Source organism: Rubellimicrobium mesophilum DSM 19309, assembly GCF_000600335.2.
Taxonomy (GTDB): Bacteria; Pseudomonadota; Alphaproteobacteria; order Rhodobacterales; family Rhodobacteraceae; genus Rubellimicrobium; species Rubellimicrobium mesophilum.
In genome coordinates this window covers 12,165-34,350 of sequence record NZ_KK088584.1, presented here as the reverse complement: position 1 = coordinate 34,350, position 22,186 = coordinate 12,165, and the positions used below count along the sequence as shown (strand labels likewise).

General features: G+C 65.2%; 22 protein-coding genes and 2 pseudogenes. 13 read left to right on the top strand and 11 right to left on the bottom strand.

The features are described 5' to 3' along the window. The first annotated feature begins 302 nt into the window (after nucleotides 1-302). The 7 genes from RUMESO_RS15045 to RUMESO_RS15015 all read left to right on the top strand — a co-directional run bounded on the left by RUMESO_RS15045 (nucleotide 303) and on the right by RUMESO_RS15015 (nucleotide 6,011). A complete protein-coding gene (locus RUMESO_RS15045) occupies nucleotides 303-1,118 on the top strand; it encodes a helix-turn-helix domain-containing protein (protein WP_082484104.1) in 816 nt (271 codons plus the stop codon). A 188-nt stretch (nucleotides 1,119-1,306) separates the two neighbouring features. Further along, nucleotides 1,307-1,768, top strand: coding sequence for a BLUF domain-containing protein (locus RUMESO_RS15040; protein WP_051521368.1), 462 nt, complete (start codon nucleotides 1,307-1,309; stop codon nucleotides 1,766-1,768). Between the two features lie 715 nt (nucleotides 1,769-2,483). Then, nucleotides 2,484-2,933, top strand: coding sequence for a hypothetical protein (locus RUMESO_RS15035; RefSeq protein WP_037281368.1), 450 nt, complete (start codon nucleotides 2,484-2,486; stop codon nucleotides 2,931-2,933). A 132-nt stretch (nucleotides 2,934-3,065) separates the two neighbouring features. Further along, entirely contained in the window at nucleotides 3,066-4,892 is a 1,827-nt protein-coding gene (locus RUMESO_RS15030) for a hypothetical protein (RefSeq protein WP_156362961.1), read from the top strand. Between the two features lie 17 nt (nucleotides 4,893-4,909). Next, nucleotides 4,910-5,104 carry a hypothetical protein gene (locus tag RUMESO_RS15025; RefSeq protein WP_051521366.1) on the top strand — a complete coding sequence of 65 codons (195 nt, stop codon included), beginning with the start codon at nucleotides 4,910-4,912 and terminating at the stop codon, nucleotides 5,102-5,104. A 47-nt stretch (nucleotides 5,105-5,151) separates the two neighbouring features. Next, complete coding sequence (locus RUMESO_RS15020) at nucleotides 5,152-5,490, top strand: hypothetical protein (protein ID WP_037281367.1); 339 nt, start codon at nucleotides 5,152-5,154, stop codon at nucleotides 5,488-5,490. 281 nt (nucleotides 5,491-5,771) lie between these two features. Next, nucleotides 5,772-6,011, top strand: coding sequence for a DUF6894 family protein (locus RUMESO_RS15015; protein ID WP_037281366.1), 240 nt, complete (start codon nucleotides 5,772-5,774; stop codon nucleotides 6,009-6,011). A gap of 79 nt (nucleotides 6,012-6,090) precedes the next feature. On the opposite strand, the gene RUMESO_RS15010 is transcribed toward RUMESO_RS15015, so the two are convergent. Next, the gene (locus RUMESO_RS15010; RefSeq protein WP_037281365.1) at nucleotides 6,091-6,447 is read right to left on the bottom strand and encodes a hypothetical protein; all 357 of its coding nucleotides are present in this window, start codon (nucleotides 6,445-6,447) and stop codon (nucleotides 6,091-6,093) included. Nucleotides 6,448-6,702: 255 nt separating this feature from the next. Then, entirely contained in the window at nucleotides 6,703-7,473 is a 771-nt protein-coding gene (locus RUMESO_RS15005; protein ID WP_082484100.1) for a redoxin domain-containing protein, read from the bottom strand. A 1,159-nt stretch (nucleotides 7,474-8,632) separates the two neighbouring features. Here RUMESO_RS15005 and RUMESO_RS28580 point away from each other — a divergent pair. The 3 genes and pseudogenes from RUMESO_RS28580 to RUMESO_RS14995 form a co-directional block, all read left to right on the top strand. After that, a pseudogene (locus RUMESO_RS28580) lies at nucleotides 8,633-8,713 on the top strand (calcium-binding protein); the annotation flags it as partial. Then, entirely contained in the window at nucleotides 8,696-9,043 is a 348-nt protein-coding gene (locus RUMESO_RS28575; RefSeq protein ID WP_425414915.1) for a hypothetical protein, read from the top strand. The pseudogene RUMESO_RS28580 and the gene RUMESO_RS28575, both read left to right, overlap by 18 nt. A 255-nt stretch (nucleotides 9,044-9,298) precedes the next feature. Continuing rightward, on the top strand, nucleotides 9,299-10,330 hold the full coding sequence (locus RUMESO_RS14995) for an IS110 family RNA-guided transposase (protein ID WP_037281364.1): 1,032 nt from the start codon (nucleotides 9,299-9,301) through the stop codon (nucleotides 10,328-10,330). Nucleotides 10,331-10,589: 259 nt separating this feature from the next. On the opposite strand, the pseudogene RUMESO_RS27285 reads toward RUMESO_RS14995, so the two are convergent. Both RUMESO_RS27285 and RUMESO_RS14985 read right to left on the bottom strand, forming a co-directional pair. Beyond that, nucleotides 10,590-11,935 (bottom strand): annotated as a pseudogene (locus RUMESO_RS27285) (IS701 family transposase). A gap of 142 nt (nucleotides 11,936-12,077) precedes the next feature. Then, the gene (locus tag RUMESO_RS14985; RefSeq protein WP_037281363.1) at nucleotides 12,078-12,410 is read right to left on the bottom strand and encodes a hypothetical protein; all 333 of its coding nucleotides are present in this window, start codon (nucleotides 12,408-12,410) and stop codon (nucleotides 12,078-12,080) included. Nucleotides 12,411-12,787: 377 nt separating this feature from the next. Here RUMESO_RS14985 and RUMESO_RS14980 point away from each other — a divergent pair, with 377 nt between their 5' ends. The 3 genes from RUMESO_RS14980 to RUMESO_RS14970 all read left to right on the top strand — a co-directional run bounded on the left by RUMESO_RS14980 (nucleotide 12,788) and on the right by RUMESO_RS14970 (nucleotide 14,353). After that, nucleotides 12,788-13,537, top strand: coding sequence for a Crp/Fnr family transcriptional regulator (locus RUMESO_RS14980; protein WP_051521364.1), 750 nt, complete (start codon nucleotides 12,788-12,790; stop codon nucleotides 13,535-13,537). Between the two features lie 136 nt (nucleotides 13,538-13,673). Further along, on the top strand, nucleotides 13,674-13,907 hold the full coding sequence (locus RUMESO_RS14975) for a DUF6894 family protein (RefSeq protein WP_037281362.1): 234 nt from the start codon (nucleotides 13,674-13,676) through the stop codon (nucleotides 13,905-13,907). A 209-nt stretch (nucleotides 13,908-14,116) separates the two neighbouring features. After that, the gene (locus RUMESO_RS14970; RefSeq protein WP_037281361.1) at nucleotides 14,117-14,353 is read left to right on the top strand and encodes a hypothetical protein; all 237 of its coding nucleotides are present in this window, start codon (nucleotides 14,117-14,119) and stop codon (nucleotides 14,351-14,353) included. A gap of 152 nt (nucleotides 14,354-14,505) precedes the next feature. Here RUMESO_RS14970 and RUMESO_RS14965 read toward each other — a convergent pair whose 3' ends face one another. The 7 genes from RUMESO_RS14965 to RUMESO_RS14930 all read right to left on the bottom strand — a co-directional run bounded on the left by RUMESO_RS14965 (nucleotide 14,506) and on the right by RUMESO_RS14930 (nucleotide 22,082). After that, nucleotides 14,506-15,486, bottom strand: a complete 981-nt coding sequence (locus RUMESO_RS14965) for an extracellular catalytic domain type 1 short-chain-length polyhydroxyalkanoate depolymerase (RefSeq protein ID WP_211262895.1) — start codon at nucleotides 15,484-15,486, stop codon at nucleotides 14,506-14,508. 406 nt (nucleotides 15,487-15,892) lie between these two features. After that, the gene (locus RUMESO_RS14960) at nucleotides 15,893-16,312 is read right to left on the bottom strand and encodes a CopG family transcriptional regulator (RefSeq protein WP_037281359.1); all 420 of its coding nucleotides are present in this window, start codon (nucleotides 16,310-16,312) and stop codon (nucleotides 15,893-15,895) included. A 234-nt stretch (nucleotides 16,313-16,546) separates the two neighbouring features. Next, nucleotides 16,547-17,621, bottom strand: a protein-coding gene (locus RUMESO_RS24365) for an IS630 family transposase (RefSeq protein ID WP_156362959.1) whose coding sequence is annotated in 2 segments (ribosomal slippage) — nucleotides 16,547-17,137 and nucleotides 17,139-17,621 — 1,074 coding nt in all. Because the reading frame shifts where the segments join, the coding sequence is not laid out codon by codon here. A gap of 259 nt (nucleotides 17,622-17,880) precedes the next feature. Next, nucleotides 17,881-20,277 (bottom strand): hybrid sensor histidine kinase/response regulator, encoded by a 2,397-nt coding sequence (locus RUMESO_RS14945; protein WP_051521363.1) that lies wholly within the window; start codon nucleotides 20,275-20,277, stop codon nucleotides 17,881-17,883. Beyond that, nucleotides 20,231-21,124 carry a PAS domain-containing protein gene (locus RUMESO_RS14940; RefSeq protein ID WP_037281358.1) on the bottom strand — a complete coding sequence of 298 codons (894 nt, stop codon included), beginning with the start codon at nucleotides 21,122-21,124 and terminating at the stop codon, nucleotides 20,231-20,233. Before RUMESO_RS14940 ends, RUMESO_RS14945 begins: the two co-directional genes overlap by 47 nt. A 38-nt stretch (nucleotides 21,125-21,162) precedes the next feature. Further along, nucleotides 21,163-21,501 (bottom strand): WGR domain-containing protein, encoded by a 339-nt coding sequence (locus tag RUMESO_RS27880; protein WP_082484096.1) that lies wholly within the window; start codon nucleotides 21,499-21,501, stop codon nucleotides 21,163-21,165. After that, a complete protein-coding gene (locus RUMESO_RS14930; RefSeq protein ID WP_037281357.1) occupies nucleotides 21,498-22,082 on the bottom strand; it encodes a recombinase family protein in 585 nt (194 codons plus the stop codon). The genes RUMESO_RS27880 and RUMESO_RS14930 overlap by 4 nt, the downstream gene beginning before the upstream one ends. Between the last annotated feature and the right edge of the window lie 104 nt (nucleotides 22,083-22,186).

The window sequence follows — 22,186 nt, the reverse complement described above, 5'->3', positions numbered from 1 at the left end:
CCCCGCCATTGTCGAGGCCTGCTGCCAAGCCTGGACCCGCTTCCTGGCCCAGCCGGAAGTGGTCCGCTCCGTCACCACCCGAGCTTGGGCCAGGGTCGATGCCTAGGGCCGTTGGTATAAGGGCCCAAAGAGGTCACCAACTCTCCTGACCTGCGCCCTTCAGCCGGCAGTTCCCGGACAGCGTGGAAGGACGACGGCTGAAGACATCTGGCCAGCCATCCGCGAGGTGATGTAAGCCTTGCCCTTAAGACAAGAGCCATGACCAGTTCCCTGCAAATCTTCGCCTGAGTTTCTGACCTCTCATGAGCATATCCGGCACCTCCGCCTCCCATCCTCTGGTCGCACGGATGAGACCGGTGCTAAAGATGTCCGCGGAGGAGCTCGCCGCTGTATCCGCAGTACCCCACCAGCTACTCTTGTTTTCGTCGGGGGAGCTGATCCTGAACGCCGGAGAGCTCCCGGCCATGGCCTACCTCGTGCTTGAGGGCTTCGTCAGTACCTCGCGGGAGGTCGAGGACGGCAAGCGCCAGATCATGTTCTTCAGCATCCCCGGCGACATGCCGACCCTGATGTCCCATCCCGACCTGCCTCTGGATACCGACATTCAGGCTATGTCAGCGTGCCGGCTTGCGGCCTTTGACAGCCGGGAGCTCTACGGGCTCAGCCTGCACTTTCCGCGGATTGGACACATCTTCTGGGCCAGTGCGCTGGTGTTCGCCTCAATCCATCGGGAGTGGATCGTCAACGTGGGCCACCGGTCCGCCGTCAGCCGTCTTGCGCATCTCTTCTGCGAGATGGCGGTGAGGCTGGAGGCCTATGGCCTGGCGCGCGAAGGGAGTTACGAGATGCCCCTCAACCAAGTCGATCTGAGCGATGCGATTGGGCTGTCCCGGATCCACATGAACCGCTCCTTGCAGGAGCTGCGGCGGCAGAACCTTCTGACCTTCGAGAACGGTCGGCTGACCATCCACGACTGGGACCGATTGGTCGACGTCGGCCACTTCCGTCCCGATTACCTCAGCCTGTCGCTGCCCATCTGGCGGACCGGGACAATTCCTGCAGTTCCAGCGCGGACAGCGACGGGGAAAACGCCAGTCAGGCGCGCCATCCAGATCTAGTATGTTCTCTCGCAGCTCCGCAGCAGCCTGAGGCCCAAGGTCGCAGGCTCGCCTCCATCTGCAATCGGGGGTTGCTGCCTCTTGCCCCCGGTTGTTCTCGCCTATAAGTAATATTTGTTACATAATCTATCGCCCGGTCCTGGGATGGCGTCCCATGCCAACGATCATCAAGAACGAGGCACGAGGCAGTGGGACCCACACGGCTGATCTACTCATCCCGGCGCATAGACCGAGCCCCTGAAACCCTGAACGCGATCCTGCAGACCTCGCGCCGCAACAACCTCCGGGACGACATCACCGGGGTGCTCATCGTCAGCGAGCAGAACTTCGTCCAGCTCCTGGAGGGTGATCGGGCCCGAGTGGGATGGTGCCTGTCGCGGATCATGCAGGACCCCTCTCATGACGACATTCAGATCGTCAGCACCAACACCGTTCCCTACCGGCTATTTCCCGAATGGAGCATGCACTTGGTTGAGACCGCTGGTCTCCGACCCAAAACCCTCGAGCGATATCTAATCGACGGAGCCTTCCAGCCGTCCCTGATGTCGCAGGTCACGATCGAGGACCTCTGTCGGATGCTGTCCGCAGAAACCAGTCAGGCTGGCAAGCGGGACTTGCGGCAACAACTCGGAGGAGCTCAAGATGCATGAAGCCCTAACCAGGATCGAGTGGGCCGCTCGCCGAGTTATCGGACCGGCCCTGGAGAACGGCCGCACTGACGAGAGCACGTTGGGCCAACTCCACGCCTCCGTGGTCCGCCAAGTTGGTGCAGCAAGAGACTTGCGCCTGAAGCTGATTGCGGACGGGTCTGATCCTTGCCTTCAGAGCCAGGTGACCGAGCTCCTCAGCTATCTTGAAGACATGAATGCCAAGCTTGAGGTCCGCCTTGGCCTCTGGCCAGAAGGTCGGTCTCTTGTCTATCCTCATCGAGCAGACCGGGATCTGTCGCGGCCTGCCCCGGGGGCGATCTAAGGGCAGAGCAGGCCCCATAACTCTGGACCCCAGCAGCATAAGAGGTTGCCCAAGTCCGGTTCGGCAATCCCCGTGTGAGCGAGGATCAAGATCCAGATCAAGGCGAAGAGGGAAGCGCGGGTCTGGGGCGCACAGACCGTCCTTTCGAAATCGGGAACAATTTGGACACTGCCAAGGAAACAGTCGGGCATCCTCGAGGTATAATTAAAACTGAATAAAAACATTCCCTTATCGAATCTATATGTAATAAATGTTACATACGTGCCGCAGTAACTCTGATGCTGCTGCCCAACCAGGCCGGTCACGTTGCTGATCATCCGATCCGTTTGCTAGATGCGCCCCGCGGGCTAGAGAAACCTCTGAAGCCACAGCAAAATCAGGGACATAAGCAACATGACCAAGATGAACCGTCTGACCACGTCGCTCCTCGGAGCGGCCCTGGTGGTCCTTCCGCTGGCCGCTCCGGCGCAAGCCTATGAGGAGCCGTCCTCGCCGGCGATCGCCGTCTCGATCGGCGCCACCTTTGGCACCGATGGCCAGGTGACCTATGGCGCCGACATGATGCCGACCACGGGCAGCAGCCTCGACTCTCTCGCCGTGTCGGTCGCCACGGGTGATCATGCCGCCGTCGCCAACTCGACTGCTGTTGTGTCCGGCCCGGTGACCGGCTCGACCGCCAACGCGGGCGCCACCAACAACTCCAACACGGATCTCGAGTCCCTGGTTGGCATCGATGATCGGGCCATTGGCTACGAGTCTGAGGTCAACGTGACCGAGTCGAACGAGATTTACACGGGCTGCCAGCCCTATGGGCCCGTCTACTGCGGCCCGATCCTGCCCTGATCAGGCAGATCCAGGACGCTTGAGGCGGGGCCCTGCTCCGCCTTGAGCATTTTCATACTGCGCCGATAGGGATTAGCTCACTTGGGACAGCGACACATCCGGAGCCTTGCCCTCCCGTGCAGCGCGGCTGCGTTGCTGATCCATCTGGGTGGCGCTGCGGTGGCTCAGGACGCTTCTGGAGCAGACCAGAGCTTCAGATATGACCTCCAGCAGGAGAACCGCCGTTCGGAACCCGAACTGCGTCAGCCGGGACAGCGGAATGTCGTGCCCTTGACGGGTCGCTTCGTGCTGAACGGCATCACTCTCGATTATGGAGCCACGGGCTTTCTGTCAGCCGGAGTCTTGGATGGGGCACATCGCAGATCGTCCCTCGACTTCACCGGGACCTATGCCCTGAGAAGCGACCTGAGCGAGGGGATCGAGGGTCGCCTGTTCCAGCGTCGGCAGGTCGGTTGGTATCTCCAGCTCCAATCCGCAGACCAACATCGGACGATCACCACCACGCGAGAGGAGGCTGTAGACCTGCTGGGATCGCGGGTGCGTCTCAGCGTCACGGGGGGATGCATTGCGCCCGAAGCCGCTCCCGGTGCGCTCTGCACCTATACCCCTGGCCTTGAGGTGGATCCCCACCGTGTCGACCCTAACACGCTTGTGCCGGGCGGGTTCATCCTCAGCTCGCAGTTTGGACAGGAAATCAGTCTTGAGACTCATGAGGCTCTCAAGGCGCCTGGCTTCCAGCGCGGGGTTGCCGGCGGCGACGTGGTTGGGATGGACCTGGACTTCTCAAACACCGGCTTCACGCTGTCTCAGGACAGGTCAGGTGCCAATCGCATCAGCCGATATGAAGATGTCGAGCAGCGCTCGGTCCTGACCCTGTCCCGGGTCGAGCAGAACCTCACCAGCAGCAGCACGCAGGCCTCACTCGGCCGGACCATCCGTAGTTTCACGCTGCTCGACGAGGACGAGTGGACCCAGACCGCGTTCATCTTGCAGGCGGCCGCATGGCTCCTGCCAGCTTTGGATGGGCAGCTGCCCGCAGGGGACGGCGATCCCAACCTGCGCATCAGCAACAATCTCTTCCTCTCGGCCAACAACTTGCGCCTGCCTCGCGACAGCATCACTGCCTATCAGTCCGGCGTGTCGCGGGTGACGCATAGTGCCAGCCCCGCCCGACGGGCTTCTGAGACGCCGGTCGCCTGGACGAACGGCGTCTGGCTCGGCTTCTCGCAGGTCCGGGACGTGAGCGTAACAAATCGCGTCTCTTATGTGCCAACCGGCCCTCGAAGGGATGTTGCATCGCAGTTTACCCAAGGCGGCCTCGATGTCGCATGGGATGGCCTGAGCGACGGCACCATCACCGTGGTTGACGCGATCGATCAGCAGATCACCGAACTCGACTTCTCCGACATCGATAATCTGTTCGTTCAGACAGGGGTGGACGTCACAACCCAAGAGGCCACCCGGCGGGTGATCTCCCAGGAGGTCTCCACCTATCGCTACGTCCCGCACCTTTCGTTCTCGGGCAACCGGACGAGCGGCACGAGCGTGCTGCGCTACTACACGGGCGTCATCCTGTCCGATGAGACCACCGCCTATGTCGGAGCCGATTATGCTCTGAACACCGAACAGGGCTGGTCGGCTTATCTACGCGCGGACGTCTACAGCAACCCTGATCAGGACCACTACAGCGAGGTTGAGGGTCGTCTGAGCCGGCGCTTCAAGCTCTCGGAGGACCGGAACTTCACTCTCGGGGTGGCAGCCCACGCTGAACTGGACCGCCCCAACCTCGATGGCTCGGTCCCTCGTCTGGGTGAGGGTTCAAGCGGCATCGATCTGGTCGGGGGCTATCAGAGCGGTCCTCTGTCTCTGACCGCCCGCGAGCGGTTCAGTGACGTCAACACCGACACCGGCGCCACGAGCACCACCTTCGGGCTCACCTACAGGGTTAACCCCGCCTGACTCTGACGGCCGAGCATATGCCCTTCTCCACCGAGGAGAGCTACATCCAGGCGCGTGCCGGACTGTCTCTCGACCTAGGCACTGGCCCCCAAGTGACGGAGCTGAAGGTGCAGTGGGCGAGGGCCGACTACAGCTATGGCAAGGATGCAGCCGGGCGGCGGATTGGGACGTCCGAGCATATGCTGCTGGCGGCCGTCCAGATGCGGTTCTGACGGGTGTGCCCGCCTCCTGCGAACCTGCGAGACAAAGGAACGACCTCATGAGCCTGCGCCTAGATCGCACTCTTCTCGTTGGCCTACTCCTGGGAGGCGGACTTAGCACTCCAGCGCAGGTATTGGCCCAGGAAGCCGAGCCAATCACGTCGCGCGTGGAACTCGTGCTGCTCCAGGAAGACGGTCAGCTGAAAGCATTCAGCCTTTCGACAGGGAGCGGCGCCCATGTGGAGACCCAGTCGTTCACGTCGGACGGCGGGATCGCAACCGGCGTGACGGTATCCACCGATGTCATGGCCCTTGATGCCGATGAGAGTGAGCCCGGGCTCTATACCTCAGATGTGGGTACGCTAATCCAAGGGAACGGCCGAGATCCAGCCAGTTGACTGGGGAGTCTCGGACAGCGACACAGCGATCCAAGCCGGAAACGATCGCGTCCTTTGTTCGCGACTCGGTGGATGGGATCGGAGGGAGCAAACCGTCGCACAGCACAGTGTTTCATCCCAGTGCTGGCGGCCTGTGCATCACCCGTGAGTTGGTAGGTCAGAGATTTGCAGGCCTATGCCGTGGAACGCGCAGAGATGTAGGTCATTGCCCGGTCATCGCTAACGCCGCAACGACTGCCTCCGGACCGGCTTGTGTGACATCGAGGATCAAGGAGGGCGGAGTGCCCAAATACGTCTTCCATTTCCCGAGCAGCCCCGACCTCCAGCCGATCGAGGAGGTCTTCGACAGCCCGGACGCGGTCCTTACCGAAGCCGCCACGTTGGCTGGCCAGTTGATGAAGGACCAGGCTGTCGACTTCTGGCGCTCACCGGATCGCCGGCTCTACGTCACCGACGAGCAGGGGGCGATCGTCTGCACCCTGCGCTTTGTCGGCTCGACAAGTGGCGAGCTGGAGACGTGACGGCGCATCTTGAACTGGCTCGAGATCGGAAGAGCTTGCCCGCCATGAGCGCAACGGCCAAGCGCTCTGGTCAGTGATGCTATGGCCTGAAGACGAATTGCCGGGTGCTAGACCGTCCCACGAGTGTGCGACAGACCGCCTCGAAGTAAGCGATGAGGTCAGCCAACTCGGCCTGGGTCTCGCCGCTCGCGTTGCGGCCTTCCAGTTGCGCCTGAAGGTCCTGCCCGGCCTCGATCTGACGTTCAAGCGACCAGAGCATCTTCTCGAGTGTGGCCGGGTCGAGAACGCGCTGCCCTAGTACCCCATGGAAAAGCTGCCGGGCGGCGGTGTGGATCTGGCGAATGTCGTCCAGCAGCAGCTCGTCGCAGAAGCCTTGCGGCCGGACTACGAGAAGCTGGCGCAAGCTTGCGACGCCCAGGAAGGGTTCGATGCTCATCCTTGTGGTCTTTCTTGCTCCTTGACTACGCCTCTCCGCCCGATGTTTCGGTCGCCAGCGGCTGCTGTCGCACCAACCTTGCTGGTCAAAGGCTCTGGCCAGCCTGCGATCATGGACGTCGAAATACCCGCAACCGCAGCGGAGCCGAACAACCCTGGGGCAGGCCGGAGAACTCCTAGCCTGCCTTTGCCAAGGGGCGGTGAACCAGCAAACTGTGGGCAATCGTTTAGGAGGCGCCGAAGTCCTCCTGGCCGCTTAAGCTGCCGCAGCGATCGGCGCGGTGTCTGTCCCGCTGGACCGGTCCAGTCTGGGAGCGGACCGCCAGGGGTTGGCGACGAACTTGAGGTAGGAACGGACGATGCGCGCGGAGTGCCAATGATCGAACCGGGGCTCGCCGCACTCACCGGGAAGCAGAAGGCACTCCTGGCCCTTCTTCCAGTCGGCGGGAACCCCAACATTGTAGGCATCGACCGTCTGCACAGCATCGATCGAGCGGAGCACCTCATCGGTGTTTCGGCCCACCAGCAGCGGGGTCTCGGAGATCATTCGAATCTTCCTGTCGGGACCGATGAGCAGCGACTTGCGGATGGCAAACTCGCAGCTTTCCTCCCAGTGCAGCATGCCAAATAGCTGGGACAGGATACGTTGGGTGTCTGCGATCATCGGGAAGGAGATCTCAGCTCCTAGGCTCCGGCTGAGGTCGCCGTGCCAGCGGCGCTGGTCCTCGAGCGAGGAGCCGCAAAGACCGAGGAGCTTCACGTTGCGCTGGTCGAAGTTCAGGACATTGGCGGCCAGCGACACCATCTCCGTGGTGCAGACCGGCGTGAAGGCGGCCGGATGACTGAAGAGATAGGTCCAGCTCTCCCCAGCCCACTCGTAGAAGCTGAGAGGGCCGTTCGTGGTCTCCGCTTTGAAGTCGGGAACCACGTCCCCGATCTGCGGTAGCCATCTTACCTGCCTAGCATAACGATGCGGTACCCTAGCGACCCGCAGCAGCCGCATTTCCTCGAACAGCTTGTACGTCACGATTTCCGCTCCCTTCCTTTGCTGGTCGCGACCCCTTATTGGGCTTGGCTCATCGGGCGCAGAAGGCGGCCGAAGCGCGCCTGGTAGGCTCTTGGGCGTCACGACTTCATGTGTAACTTTTGTCACTCAAGATGATGACCACACTGGGGCCGGATGTGGAGGACTCGAGTGCCTTTACAGGGCTTTGATGGTCAGCTTCACCGCTTTCGCAATGTCGCTCCAAGCCCATAGGAGTCGGCTTTCATGCAATCGGTCTCCTGTTCGGAGGCAGTGCAACCATCAGCCTCTTGTCTGTTGTGCTCTGTTTCACAATGTAACAAGTCGGACCTCGCAATAGCCGGATCGGGTCGGAAAAAGGCCGCCGCTTGGCCGTCTTTCCTGCCAACATCTTAACGAAGTAGCCCTGCACCAGCTTTCATTATGCTGCGCTCCCAAGAAGATCGGTCCATGGCTGTACCGAGAGGATCGTCCGACAACGGCATCTGGGTGGCCTTCCACGCTCCGTAAGCGCGCACGTGCCTTTCCAAGCTACTGCGTGGTGAGGCTCCGGAGAACAGGGCACCCGCCCTGTCCTTTCGCCCTAAAAGGTGGACGGAAGAGTGGACGAGTTGCTTGAGAGAGCGGCTGGGTACCAACCAGGCAGGGTGTTCTAGATCGGCTCTGCTGCCGGGCCTAGGCACTGATCCGTGACTACGGGCGTTCGGGTCAGTGCCGGCCGGCCACCGACCCGAGTGCGCCTTCTGGGGATGGTGAGCCATCCGCAAGCGCAGGTTTTGACCGGCCGTGCTGGCTCGTGTAGGTTCAGTCCATGCGGGCCAACGTCTCAGAAAGCGAATGGTCCGAAGTTCGAAGTGCATCTGGTCCTGTCACCGGGGGACGCATGGCACGCAGAACCGCACGCAGGCACAGCCCTGGTAGGCTTGGCTCATCACTCTCATGACTGGATCGGTGCGGCGCAGGGTGGGGTCTGACCGCCTGGGCCTGAAGGGCTCAAGTCTCCCAATCGTAGCCGCCGCATTGGAACGACTGGCTCACTCAACGTGAAACGACGCCGGCACGTGAACAGGAGGAGTTTGGCATGGCTGTCAGGTTTGCAAGTCCGCTGGGCGGACGGCTCGATGGGACCAATGGTGACGACGTGCTCTGAGGCGCCGGCGGCCAGGACAACCTCTGGGGCTATGGCGGTATCGACTACCTCTACGGCGGCTCTAACAACGATACGCTGCATGGCGGCTCCGGGATCGACTACCTGAGGGGCCAGGGCGGCAGCGATGATCTGTACGGAGAGAGCGGCACTGACGTCCTGTGGGGCGGCGCGGGGGATGATGAGCTCTGGGGCGGAACGGGGAAGGACGTTCACCAGGGTCGCGTGAAGAAGCAGCACCAAGGCGAGGCCGCAAGCAATCTGCATGCGAGGGTAGTCTGCGACCCGGATCCACCAGCGCGCGCTTCGCAGGCGGGCGAGCCCGGTCAACGCAATGAGTACGCTGCCGAGCGCGAACAGGACGAGCTTCACAGGATTCTCCAAGTGCAGGCCGGCGCCGAGCACGCCCACTGCCTAGAGGTGTAAGCTACTTACGCCGGCCCCCGCGAGGGCCGAAGGTCCATCGGGATTGGGCAGAGTTCGATGCCGCCCGGGGCGGGCTCATCGAGGTGACCCCTAAAGGCCACCAGAAGCTCGGACGATACCCGTCCGTGGTGCTGGGCCTAGATGCCGTAATGGGCCTGTGCCGCCCAGGTAGCGGCTTGGGCGGCTGTCCCTCAGAGTGATGGTGTTCAACCGGGGTACGAGGGTCTCGGCCCCAAGCCTCATCGAGGAACAGCCATGGACTATCATGCTGGGATCGACGTCTCCCTGAAAGACAGCAGCGTCTGCATCATGGATGCCGCTGGCAAGATCGTCCGCGAAGCGAAGGTGCCGAGCGAGCCTGAGGCCCTGGCCCGCTTCTTCGCCCAACTGACTTGGCCGGTGGTGCGGATCGGGCTCGAGGCCGGGCCCTTGTCGCAGTGGCTGCACGCCGGCCTAGTGGCGGCGGGGCACGAGGTGGCACTGCTCGAGACCCGTCACGTCAAAGCGGCGCTCTCGGCGATGACCATCAAGACCGACCGCAAGGACGCCCGTGGCATCGCACAGCTTCTGCGCCTGGGCTGGTTCCGCCCGGTCCATGCCAAGTCGGCCGATGCCCGCGCGGTGCGGGCGCTGCTCGCCGGGCGCAAGCTGCTGCAATCGACGCTGCTGGACGTCGAGCTCAGCATCCGCGGGCTCCTGCGCGGATTTGGCCTCAAGGTCGGCGAGGTCAGCCGCGGCCGCTTCGAGGCGCGTGTGCGCGAGCTGATCCCCGGCCACGCGATGCTGGCAGCCGTGATCGGCGCCATGCTTCAGGCCCGAGCCGCGATGTGGCGGGAGTTCACCGCGCTCCACCGCCAGATGCTGGCCATCGCGCGCCAGGATCCGGTTTGCCATCGGCTGATGAGTGTTCCCGGTGTGGGCGCGCTGGTGGCGCTGACCTACCGTGCGGCCGTTGACGACCCAGGCCGCTTCCGCTCGTCCAAAGCAGTGGGGGCGCACTTCGGCCTCACGCCGAAGAAGTACCAGTCAGGCGAGACCGACCTCGACGGCGGGATCTCCAAGGTCGGCGACGAGATGGTCAGGACCGCGCTCTACGAGGCGGCCCATATCATGCTGACACGGACCACGCGCTTCTCAGGCCTGAAGGCTTGGGCCATGGGCATCGCCAAGCGGCGCGGTACCAAGAAGGCCAAGGTTGCCCTGGCTCGCAAGCTTGCGGTCATCCTCCACCGCATGTGGGTCGATGCCACCGACTTCCGCTGGACCAAAGCGCCGGGAGTTGTCTGAGGGGAGGGCAAGGTGATCGAAGCGGGCCACGAACGGCACCGCTTCGGCTGAGGTCCCGTCGCTGGGACGGAAGCTTGGCAAGGTCGGGAGTAGTGCAGTGGAAGCCTTGAGCAAACCACGCGTCTTAGATTGGCCTGCCGGCTCCTCATCTGATGGCATGATGTGGCAGCGCCAGGCTGACCACGGACGGAAGCATGACACCAGCGACAGGACCGGCACTCAGGAGGGACTTGACGAGACAGGGCCCATTACGGAAGCACTACTCTGCCATCTTCATAGCCGGAGGTGGTAGGGCACGGGCCTGTGGCAGTGCGGGCAGAGCCGCGCGAACCGGTCCAGGGTGGCGACGAGTTGCCAGCGCACCTGCGGCAGGAAGGGGCTGGGCGGCGGTCCGGGGCTGGTGGTGGTTTTTCCCCCCGAGCCGGAGGTGCTGAAGAAAGGCAAAGGCGATCATTGTCATGAGCGCATGGTGGTGCAGGCCCTGCCAGCTGCGGCCCTCGACGTGGTCGAGGCCGAGCTCCTCCTTCATCTGCTGGTGCATCTGCTCGCAGACCCAGCGTTCCTTGATGAGCCCGGCCAGGCTCGCCAGCGATGTGTCCTCGGGCAGGTTGCTCAGGGTGTACTTGTGCTCGCCGGAGCTGCGGCGCTCGCATACGAGCCAGGCGGCCTGCCCCGGCAGGCGATGGTTGTGCGCGATCAGCGGACCATCGGCCACCCGGACCCGCAGCGCGGCGAAGTCGGCTTGGAGATCGCCCTTGGTGCCGCGCCGCCACGACAGGGTCCGCCGCCAACTCGCGTTCGGCAGGGCGGCGATCGCCGCCGTGGCGGTTTGGCTTCTGAGTGAGGAGACCGGGTGCTTGGCGGGCCGGCCGCTGGTCCGCACCGGCGGTGGCCGGATCACGGCCTCGGCCGGGTAGACCGTCTGGATGGGCTGGACGCCCACCGCCCAGGCGAGACCCTGCTCCGAGAGGCCCTGCCGGAACTCGGCCATCCTGCCGTAGTCGGCATCGGCCAGCACCGTCCCGAAGCGCCCCCCGGCTGACCGGATCCGTTCGACCTCCTCCAAGGCGATCTGCCACTTGGGCCGGCCGGGGATGCCCTCCGGCACCCCGGCGCGGATCCGTCGCTCCGCATCTTCGGCCCAGGCCTGCGGCAGGAACAGGCGCAGACCTACGCACACTGGTACCTCGCGGCGCGCCAGCGTCAATGAGACCAGAGCTTGGCAGTTGGCCTTCTTGGCCCAAGCTGCCCGCAGTATTGCCGCGCCACCCCCACCGAGTGTCGCCCCTGCTTCACCAGCGCGGTGTCGTCGATGACCAGCACGGCATCCGGCCCACCGACCAGCCGGTCGGCCGCCCGCACCAGCTCCTCTTCGAGCGGCTCACATCGCCACGGCGAGGTGGAGATGAAGTGATGCAGCTGCTGGACGTCCCCGGGCGCCACGCGCGCGGCTATCGGCTCCACACTCTTGCGCTCGCCCGGCCCGAGCAGTCCTTGCAGGTACACCGGCGCCCAGCGGCGCTGTTCAACCCGACCGAGCCGGGCCAGAAAGAGGGCGAGCCAAGTCTCAAAGGCGGCCCGCCAGTCGGTTGTGGGGCTGGTCATCACGGCACCTCCCGTGAACACCCCCGCAGTCTACCACACCGTCCTGGCAGAGTAGTGCAAGGCACTGGCTCTGTGGGACATGGAAAAGGCGCCGACAGGTGCCGGCGCCTTCCCCAAGCGGGGCCACACGCGTGGCGTCGCGTCAGTTCTCGATCCGGATGCGCTGAGTGGCCACGACTTGGCCGTCCAGCACGATCTCGGCCAAGGCGGTGGTGAAGGGCGTGCTGCTAGTCAGAGGCACCTTGATGTCCGGGTTGGCCCCGGCATGAAGGGCCTCCCAGCCCAGCATCGGACCCTTCTCGCCAGCTTGGTACGAGTAGACCTGAACCATTCCGTCACCCTCACTCCTGATGGTGCCGAGCTCCATGATGCCGTCACGATGCTGCACGTCGGAGAGGCTGGTGAAGTGGGTCTCGGCAGAGGCGAGTGTGACGGACCCCGCCAGAGCGGCGAGGGCGACGAGTAACGTCTTCATGGCAATTCCCTTCCAATGAAAAAACGCCCGCCCTTCAATACTGGCGGGCTGCGTGCAGTGTATCACAAACAGCCTTCTCGCGCGTTGATCATCGCCAACGGCACCACCCAGTCGCCAAGATGTGAACCTTGTACCGGCCCGGCCGCGGCAGATGCCCAATCCCCAGGCCAGCGGTGCCGGGCCTAGCTGTCTGGTGGCGGAACATTGTTGGGATCAGGTGTGCCGAATCCGGAGTGGCCCAAAAATCAGACGAGTCCAGCACAAGGCCCTGCGATCGCACCGTGAGCCTCGGTTCGGAACATCCCGGGCCCACCCGGGTTCAGCGACCGGAGGCGCATCTGCGCCGGCAACCTGTCTTCTCACGATCGGGATCTGCGGTGCCGCCCCTTCATCCCCTGCTCCTCAAGCTCGAGCGCGCCCTGCCCCTCACGCCCGCCGAGCGCACGGCTCTGGCCAGCGTCCCCATCCGGGTTGTCGAGGTCGAAGCCGACGAGCAGGTCATCCGCACCGGAGATCGCCCCTCGACGAGCTTTATGGTCCTGGAGGGCTTCCTGGCCACCTCCAAGCTCACCCCGGAGGGCCGGCGCCAGATCATGACCTTCCACATCCCCGGCGACCTGCCAGACCTTCTGAGCCTGCACTTGGAGGTACTGGACAGCGACATCTGGACCCTCTCCGACTGTCGGCTGGCCTACATGGAGCACGCCGATCTCTGGCCGCTCTGCCAAGAGTTCCCGCGGCTCACGGCCTACCTCTGGCGCATCACGCTGGTGGATGCCTCCATCTTCCGCGAGTGGGTTCTCAACGTGGGCCAGCGCCCGGCCCTCCCGCGCATCGCGCACCTCCTTTGCGAGATCATGGCCCGCATGGAGGTCGCTGGCCTCGCCCACGACGGCAGCTGCCCCTTCCCGATCACCCAGAGCGTTCTGGCCGAAGCCACCGGGCTCTCGATCGTTCATGTCAACCGCACTCTCCAGGACCTCAGGGCGCAAGGGCTCCTCTCGGTCGGGCGGGGGCGGCTGACCATCCACCAACGCGCGGCACTGGCCGACCTGGCCGGCTTCCACATCGAGTACCTGCATCTGCGGACGCTTGCGCCCGGATGGGCCTCCCGCACCACCACATAAGCAGCCCCTCGAGCCTTTCCGTCTGCCATTTGCGGTCGGGACCGCCAGAGTTCCTAATGGTGCCAGGCTTGGGCGCTAAGCTGAAAGGTGGGAACGGTCTGTTCGCTTGAGGGTTCGGGAGCAGGGAGGGGCTCCCATGCCGCGCTACTTCTTCAACATCGAGGGTGGACCCTATGCCGAGTCCGCTGACGGCACCGACCTGAAGGGCCCGGAGGAGGCCCGCGCGGCGGCGGTTACCTTGGCCGGCGAGATGCTCAAGGGCATCGACGGCCAGTTCTGGGGCGAACCCGAATGGCGGCTGCACGTCACCGACCAGCAGGGCGCCACCGCCTGCACGCTTCCCATCACGGGCACCATGGGCGGGGCCTAGAGTTCGGAGAGCAGGTTCGGCGGACGCACGCTCCGCCATAGTCGGAGGCTAAGCGCCTGTCCTGTAAGGTCGTCGTTGAGAGCGAGACGGTCTGTCCCCCATCGACCCCCCATTCCCCAGCTGTTAGGGCGAAAACAGTGTGTGGACTGTCGCGCGGAAGTTGAGCCGCTTCTGGCCATTCTTCGGCCTCCCTGCGACACGACACGTAAATGATGAACGCCGACCGCCTGCCTTACGCCTTTACCGCCAGCTCCGACGAGATCGAGAACGCCGAGTCCATCCTGCAGGACCTAGAGAAGATCATCTTTGGGACGCTGCCGCCCGCTCAGGCGGAGGCGGCCTATGTCGCCGCGCTCAAGCACCTGCTGACGCTCATCGGCGGAGATGCAATCCTCGCGACGGACCGACTGTTTGAGCGTGTCACCCGTCCCGGCCAGGGCCCCTGATCGGACCACCCAGCTGCCTCCCTCGGGCCACTCTCAGGGAGACGACGTTCCGAACCACAATGTTGGTTGTGCCTGTGACAAGGCACCTGCCAGGTGGCAAGGGAACCAAAGCCTGTGGACGGCTCCTCTGTGCGTCAATGACCGGCAGCGGTTCAGGCACTGGGCTTGGCCGCCGTGTCCTGGTCCAGGAAGAACCGCACCATCTCGCGGCTGGCGTCAGGGCCACGCGGGTCGGTGTAGGTTCCAGCTGTGCTGCCCCCCGACCAAGCGTGGCCTGCGCCATGGAGCACCCACTGCTCCAGCATGGCCCGACCCGTGTCGTCCCGATGGACCGCGCGTGTGAACCTCATGCCTCCCTTCGATGTGCCGCGATCGACCTCCGTGCGGGGCGCGGCTCCGGCCCGGGCCTGGGCCGCAACCTCGTCGCCGTTGACCGGATGGACCGTGGTGTCCCGATCGCCGTGGAAGATGATGGTGGGCATGGGTTGACCCGAGCCGGCGCGCACCCCGGCCACGCCGCCGCCCTGCTTCATGGCGCTGAAGGCGGAGGCCATGTCCCGCGCGGCTCCGCAGGCCAGACCGGAGTGGACGCCCACGGCGGCGTAGAGATCGGGATAGGTGGCACCCATGATCGCCGCCTTGGCTCCGCCGGCCGAGAGACCCGCGATGTAGACCCGCCCCTCCTGCACGGGAAGGCCGTGCATAACCTCCCGGGTGATGCCGGCGATCAGCAAGGGCTCGCCCTGACCCCGCCGCTGATCGGCCGCGTTGAACCAGTTCCAGCACTTCTGCAGGTTCGCGGCGGGGGTCTGCCCCGGATAGGCGACAAAGAAGCCCAGCTCCTCGGCCAGTTCGTTCATGCGCGTGCCGGCGGCGAAGTCGTCGGGCGACTGCGTGCAGCCGTGGAGCATCACCACGAGAGGAAGGGCCTGGCCTCGATGGGTCGAGGGCACGTAGAGCTTGTAGGGTCGGCTGCCGGCTTCGTTGGAATACACGTGCTCCTCGAAGCGAGCGCCCTGGGGGAGCGGACTGCGCACCTGTCGCACTCCAGGCGCGACGCCATCGCCGAGCTTGCGCCGCAGCACCTTGTGCAGGCCCGCGCGGGCTCCGTCCCTGCCGCCCAGCCCGGCCATGCGGTCCATAAGCTCATGTAGGCCTGCAGACATCGCGGAAGGAGCGCTTGGCCCGCCAGCAGAGGCGGTGCCCTTCATGAAAGGCGCCGTCCACGTGCCGTCCGGAGCCGAAGGCGGTACCAAGTCGATCAGAGTCTGCGCACTCTGAGCCGAGGTCTGGGTTGTTTCCTCAGCAACTCGACCGGAGGCGGACGGCGGATCGGTGTGCCGCTTGCCTTGCAGGAGTGCCATGGCATCCCCGAGGCGGCCCTCGCGGGTGAGGCGGGTGGCCTCCATCATGTCGGCCTGTGAGAGGTGGTGCATGGGGTGAGCTCCTGTGTGTGCTGGCCCGAGGCCCAGCGAGGGCAAGCCCTTCCAGAAGAAGGGAGCAGAGGTCGTCGGCTTGGTCCGAGAGGGAACCCAGAGATCAGCGGATGCGGTCGGCCAGCGCCGTCTTCACAGCCGCCGGGGCCGACAGGGCGCCCAGCACATGGATGGAGGCGATCGTCTCGCGGGCGAGTTCAGGAGGCACGTCGGCTGCAATGACGGCGAGGCCCAGAACCTGGATATGCAACTGCTCGCCGGCGGCCTTGACCTTCTCCAGGTCGGCCCGGGTGTAGTGCCGCAGGCCGAGGTCCAGTTGGTGCCGCGCCACCGACTGCTTCACGGCCTCGCCGTGCCGGTCAAGCTCCCGACGGATCGCGGTCCGGATCAGGTCGGTACGGTTCGAGTAGAAGCCCTCGCGCACCAGCAAGTCGATCTGGCCCAAGTCCACATACCCGAGGTTGATGGTGATCTTCTCGGTGTCCGGCACCCTTGGTCGGAACTCGATCACATCGCTCGCCATTTTGCCATCCTCTGGCCATCCGCATGGATGGTAAATAGGGCTAACGGGCTGGACAGACAAGGTCCGAGAACGTCGTCGGGTAAATACGGCAGCGCGTGTTTCCGTTGTCTCGGCCGAATGTCCGTCTCTGGAATCCCAGCACTGGGTGGCCTGTGCGTGTTTCTTGGGATCTCCACTGTTTGGGGACCTAGGCGCTTCAGCCGGTTAGCCTGTGCGGATCTCATACCAACGGCCCTAGGCATCGACCCTGGCCCAAGCTCGGGTGGTGACGGAGCGGACCACTTCCGGCTGGGCCAGGAAGCGGGTCCAGGCTTGGCAGCAGGCCTCGACAATGGCGGGGTAGTCGTCCCAGACTTGGAGACTGAGCCAGTCCTGGCGGAGGTAGGCCCAGACGTTCTCGACCGGGTTGAGCTCGGGGCTGTGCGGTGGCAGCGGCAGCAAGGTGATGTTGGGGGGCACAACCAAAGCGCCTGAGGCGTGCCAGCCGGCGCCGTCGAGGACCAGGATGGCGTGCGCCCCTGGGGCAACGGCGGTGCTGATCTCGGCCAGGTGTGCGGTCATGGCTTGGGTGTCGGCATAGGGCATGACCAGGCCGGCACCCACGCCGCGCTCGGGGCAGACGGCGCCAAAGAGGTAGGCCCAATTGTAACGGCAGTCCCGCGGCGCTCGAGGCCGGGTGCCTTTGCGCGCCCAGATCCGGGTCAGCGTGCCCTGCTGGCCAACCCTGGCCTCATCGGCAAACCAGACCTCGATCGGTTTGTCGCGGGCGTTCTCCGGCAGGGCGTCCTGCACGTGCTGGCCGAAGCTTTTTTCCCCACTCCGCTTGCGCGGCCGGGTCGGCCTTCGGGTGCTTGGGGCGGACCGACAGCCGGGCAAAGCCCATCCGATGAAGGAGCTTGCCCACCGTGCGCTCGTGGAACTCGACGCCGTAGCGTTCACGGATCACTCGGCGCAGGTCCATCCGGCGCCAGCGCACGACCTGATCAACCGCCGGATCGGGCCCTGCCTCGACGATCTCGGACAGTTCGGCCAACTGCTCGGGCGTGAGGCGAAAAGCCGGCCCGGGCGGCACGCGGTCCGACAGCCCTGCCACCCCGTCCGCGTTGTAGCGGATCACCCAGTCTCGCAGCGTCTGCCGGTCCATGCCGCAGCTCTCCGCGGCCTCCTTGCGGCTCTTGCCCTCCAGCACCAGCCCGATGGTCAGCATGCGTCGCGCCGCATCGGCATCCCGGCTCCGCGCTGCTGCGCGTCGCCGATCGGCCGGTGACAGTTCAGTCCGCGTGATCTCCAAAGGTCGGCCCGTCGGCATCGCCGCCTCCCTCCATGCTCCCACACAGAGTGAATCACCCCAGCCCACGCCCGCAAAGCCCAGAGTCAACGCCAATGGCCGCTGGTATCAGGTGCGTATTCTGGGGCCGCTGGCCTCCTACGGGTGTGATGGCCTCCAGAGATGTCCAAGCACAGGGCCTCGTCCAGAAGCCTACAGATTGTGTAAGGAGGCTGGCCCGCGGTCCTCGTCAACGCTACGGCCGCTCAGGCCCCTACAGGCTCCAAAGTCGCTCCTTGACTCAGGAAGAACCCCGTCCCGATCCAGTCGGATCTGATGGAGGGTTCGGCGACGCTGGCCGCGTTAAACCGGCCAAACCTGCCACAAGGTCGGCCGGCCGGAACGGCTTGGTGAGCCGGGGCAGGTCCGGGGCGATGCCTTCCACCTCGGAGTAGCCACTGACGATGAGCACCGGGAGGTGAGGACGTCGCTGCCGGAGGGTATGGGCCAGCTCAGTGCCCGTGAGCCCCGGCATCAGATGGTCCGTGACCAGCAGGTCCGGGACAAACCCTTCGTCGAGGAGGCGCAAGGCCGCCTCGGCGGATCCCGCTTCGACCACGCCATAGCCCAGGTCGCTCAGCATGTCAGCCACGGTGGCGCGCACGAGCGCCTCATCGTCGACGAGAAGGACGGTGCCCTTGGTGGCAGGGGTGTTCTCCTGCTCGTCCGGGATCGAGGCTACCGTTGCGCCGGCCGTGACCTCCGCCTCCGCCGCTGGCAGCCACAGCTCGACGTTGGTGCCCAGCCCGGGCTTGCTCTGGATCGTGAGGGCGCCGCCGAGTTGCAACGCCAGTCCATGCACCATGCTGAGTCCAAGCCCGGTGCCCCGGCCGATGCCCTTGGTCGAGAAGAAGGGCTCCACTGCTCGGGCGAGCGTCGCCTCGTCCATGCCGATGCCGGTGTCAGCGACCGACAGGCGCACGTAGCGGCCCGGAGCCGCGGCGACCGAGGTCTGCTCCAGTCCCACCACCTCGCTGGTGGCCGAGATGCGCAGTGTGCCGCCTTCGGGCATCGCATCGCGCCCGTTCACAGCCAGGTTCAGGATCGCCATCTCGAGCTGGTTGGCGTCAGCCATGGCCGCGGGGAGGTCGGGTTCCACGGCCACCGCCACGCGGATCTGCGGACCCGTGGTGCTGGCCACCAGGCCGGCCATCCCCTGGATCAGCTCGGCCACATCGATGGCCGTCGGCTGAAGCGGCTGGCGGCGCGCAAAGGCGAGAAGCCGCTGGACCAGGGTCCGGGCCCGCTCAGCCGACTGCAGCGCCCCGTCGATCATCCGCCGGTCGCGCTCGTCGCCCACGCCCTTGCGCTGCAGGCGATCGAGACCCCCCAGGATCGGGGTCAGGAGGTTGTTGAAGTCGTGAGCGACGCCTCCCGTGAGCTGGCCCATGGCGTCCATCTTTTGGCTCTGACGTAGCGCCTCCTCGGCTTGGACCTGAGCCGTCATATCCCGGCCCGAGCCGACGATCCGGACAATGCGCCCCGCCTCGTCGCGCACCGGGACGAGCACGGTCTCGAAGTGCATCAACTGCCCGGCGATGTCGGCGCTCTCGCGGTAGCGCTGGATCTCGCCCGTCTCGAGCACCCGGCGGTAGTTGGCGGACACCACCTTAGCCGCCTCGGGCGGGAGCTGCTCCTCAAGCGGCTGTCCACGCACAGGCTCAAGGCCGAGGCCGGCGAGGGCTTTCTGGTGCGCCGGGTTCACCTCGTCGACCGTGAAGCCGCCCTCGGGCCGCACGCCGATCACGAAGAGTCCCTCGGCCGAGTTCTGGAAGTAGGCGCGGTAAAGCGCGTCCGCCTCGTGACGTGCGGCCTTGGCCGTCTTGAGCTGCGCCTGCCGCTCCTTGTCTCCGGTGATGTCGCGGCCGTAGGCATAGACCAGTTCACCCTCGACCGAGGTGTGCCAGGAGAGCCACCGGAGTGTCCCGTCCCGATGGTGGAAGCGCGCCTCGAAGCTGGTGACGTCATGGCCTGCGGCGGCCTCGTTGATGGCCTGCTGGGTGGGCTCGGCATCTTCCGAGCGCACGAACCGCCGGAAGGAGTGACCCACCACCTCACGAGGCTCATAGCCGAGGATCGTGCTCACGGCCGGGTTGATGGCGCGGACGATGCCGTCAGCGCCAAGGATGACGAAGAGGTCGCGCGAGAGCCGCCAGACCCGGTCGCGCTCGGCCGTGCGCTCGGCGACTCGCTGCTCCAGCGTCTCGTTCAGCTCGCGCAGGCGCGCCTCGCTCCGGCGCAGAGCCGCCTCGGTGCGCTTGCGCTCGGAGATGTCCTGCACTGTCCCGATCAGCCGCACGGGCCACGGGCCGTCGAAGTGGACGCGGCCCGTAGCTGCCACCCAGCACTCGCTGCCGCTCTCGCAGTGGCGCACCCGATACTCGGCCGCGTAGAGATGGTCGCCCGATGGATCGTTGGCACGCGCCAGGGCCGCCTCCACCCGGTCCTGGTCGTCGGGGTGAATGCCGGACAAGAACAGCTCGTCGGTGATGACCTCGTCCGGCCCAATGCCCCAGAGGTCCCTCTGCCGCGGATCCCACGCCATCGCACCTGTGACGAGATCGACGTCGAAGATGCCGATCCGGGCAGCCTCAGTGGCAAGCTGCAGCCGCTCCTCCGCGGCCCGCCATTGGGTCACATCCTGACCCACCATGAGGAAACCGGTCGGTCCACTGTCGGACCCAGCAATCGGCCGGACCACCCCTTCGATGAAGACGCGCGAGCCGTCCTTGCGGACGTGCCAGCGATCGTTGGGGGGCCTGCCCAGTTGCCAGCGCTTCTTCCCGCTCCTTGGCGGGCTGGCCGGCTTGGCGGTCCTCGGGCGTGAAGGTGATATCCGCGGGCTGGCCCACAGCTTCGTTGGCCGTCCACCCGAACACCTTCTGGGCTCCGGGCGGCCAGGTCTCGATCCGGCCTTCCGGGTCGGTAGTGAAGATGGCGTAGTCCGTCGCGGTCTCGACAATAGCGCGGAAGCGCTCCTCGCTTTCGCGCAGCAGGGTGGCCGGGGTGGTCTCGGCGGCCACGCAGAGCACGCCACCGACGCCTTGGAGCGCCGCCTCATCCGGAATGGGTGAGAAGCTGGAGGTGTAGTAGTGCTCGCGGATCTCGCCGTCGCGCCGGTAGGCAATCGGCTGGTCCGCGTGGAAGATCGCCGGACCGCCGCCTAGCACGCTCTCGAGCTGCGGACCCGCCAGGGACCACGTATCGGCCCAGGTCTCCGAGGCTGGTCGTCCCAAAGCCGAACGATGCCGCTCGGCATCCAAGAGCTGCCGGTAGGAATCGTTGTAAATCTGGATGAACTCCGGCCCCCAGCCGACCCACATGGCCTGGGGCACGCTCAGGATCGTGCCCACCATCGTCTTTAGCGGTTGCGGCCAGCCCTCGATGGGCCCGAGCGGGGTGGCGGACCAGTCATGGGCACGGATGAGATCTGCCATCTCGCCTGAAGCCTGAGGCCAGATGGCGGCCCGGCTGGGGTGGGTCATGGATCCCTCGTTCATGCCGGTTGCCATCGGTCGTCACCTCACGACGTGTAGCCCCGCCTCCGCTTGGCCCGGAGCAGGGCCTGGAGAGCGATCTCCGCCTCTGGAAGTGCCGTGTACCAGTCCGTCCGGGTCTGACCCGAGGTCCCGATCCGGCCCCACTGCCGGACGCCTCCGCACTCGCCAAAGAGGCTGGTGGCGAGCGCCATGCTGTAGAACCGGCGCATGTTGCAGGACGGGTCAACGTGCCTGAGGTGGACCGGAGCTGGGCTGGAGCCTTTGCCGATAGTGGCACACGCGAACTCGGGTGCGGTCGGAGGAGGGCCGGGCGGCAGCGCGGCCAGCCAGTCCAGGAGATCCAGCTGCTTGGGCTCGCTCATGATCCAGCCCCTCCCAGGCTACGCGTCCTTGCCCCCGGAAAGTAGGCGTAGAACGTGGCTCGGCTCACGCCGAGGCGCTTGGCTACCTGCGCCACCGGGATAGAGGGGTCTTTCAACAGTGCCCGCGCCATCGCGAGGTCCTCTTCCGAGAGCTTGCGCCGGCGCCCGCCCTTGCGGCCCCGGGCGGCCGCGGCCCTGAGCCCTTCCAGCGTCCGCTCCCGGTTCAGATCCAGGAAGTACTCGGCGATGGTGCCCAGGAAGTTGAACATGAGCCGTCCCGTGGGTGTCTCGGTGTCCACGGCCTCGGTCAACGAGCGCAGCTTCACTCCCTGTCCTTGCAGTCTGTGCGCGGTGTCGAGCATCTCCCGCAGACTGCGCCCCAGCCGATCCACCTTCCAAACCACGAGCTGATCTTCAGGCCGCAGGTAGGCGAGCGCGGCCTCGAGAGCGGGACGCTTGGTCCCTGCCCTCCCCGACTCCTTCTCTTCGAAGATCCTCTCGCATCCGGCACGCTGCAGCGCGTCCCGCTGCAGGTCCAGGTTCTGGTCGTCGGTCGAAACGCGGGCATAGCCGATCAGCATGTCAGGATAGTAGCCGGACAGGGTATCTCGGACAACTGATTTCCTGACACAGTTTTCGGACGAGAAAGCGCTACAAAGGCGAGGTTCAAACTGGTCGTGCTAAC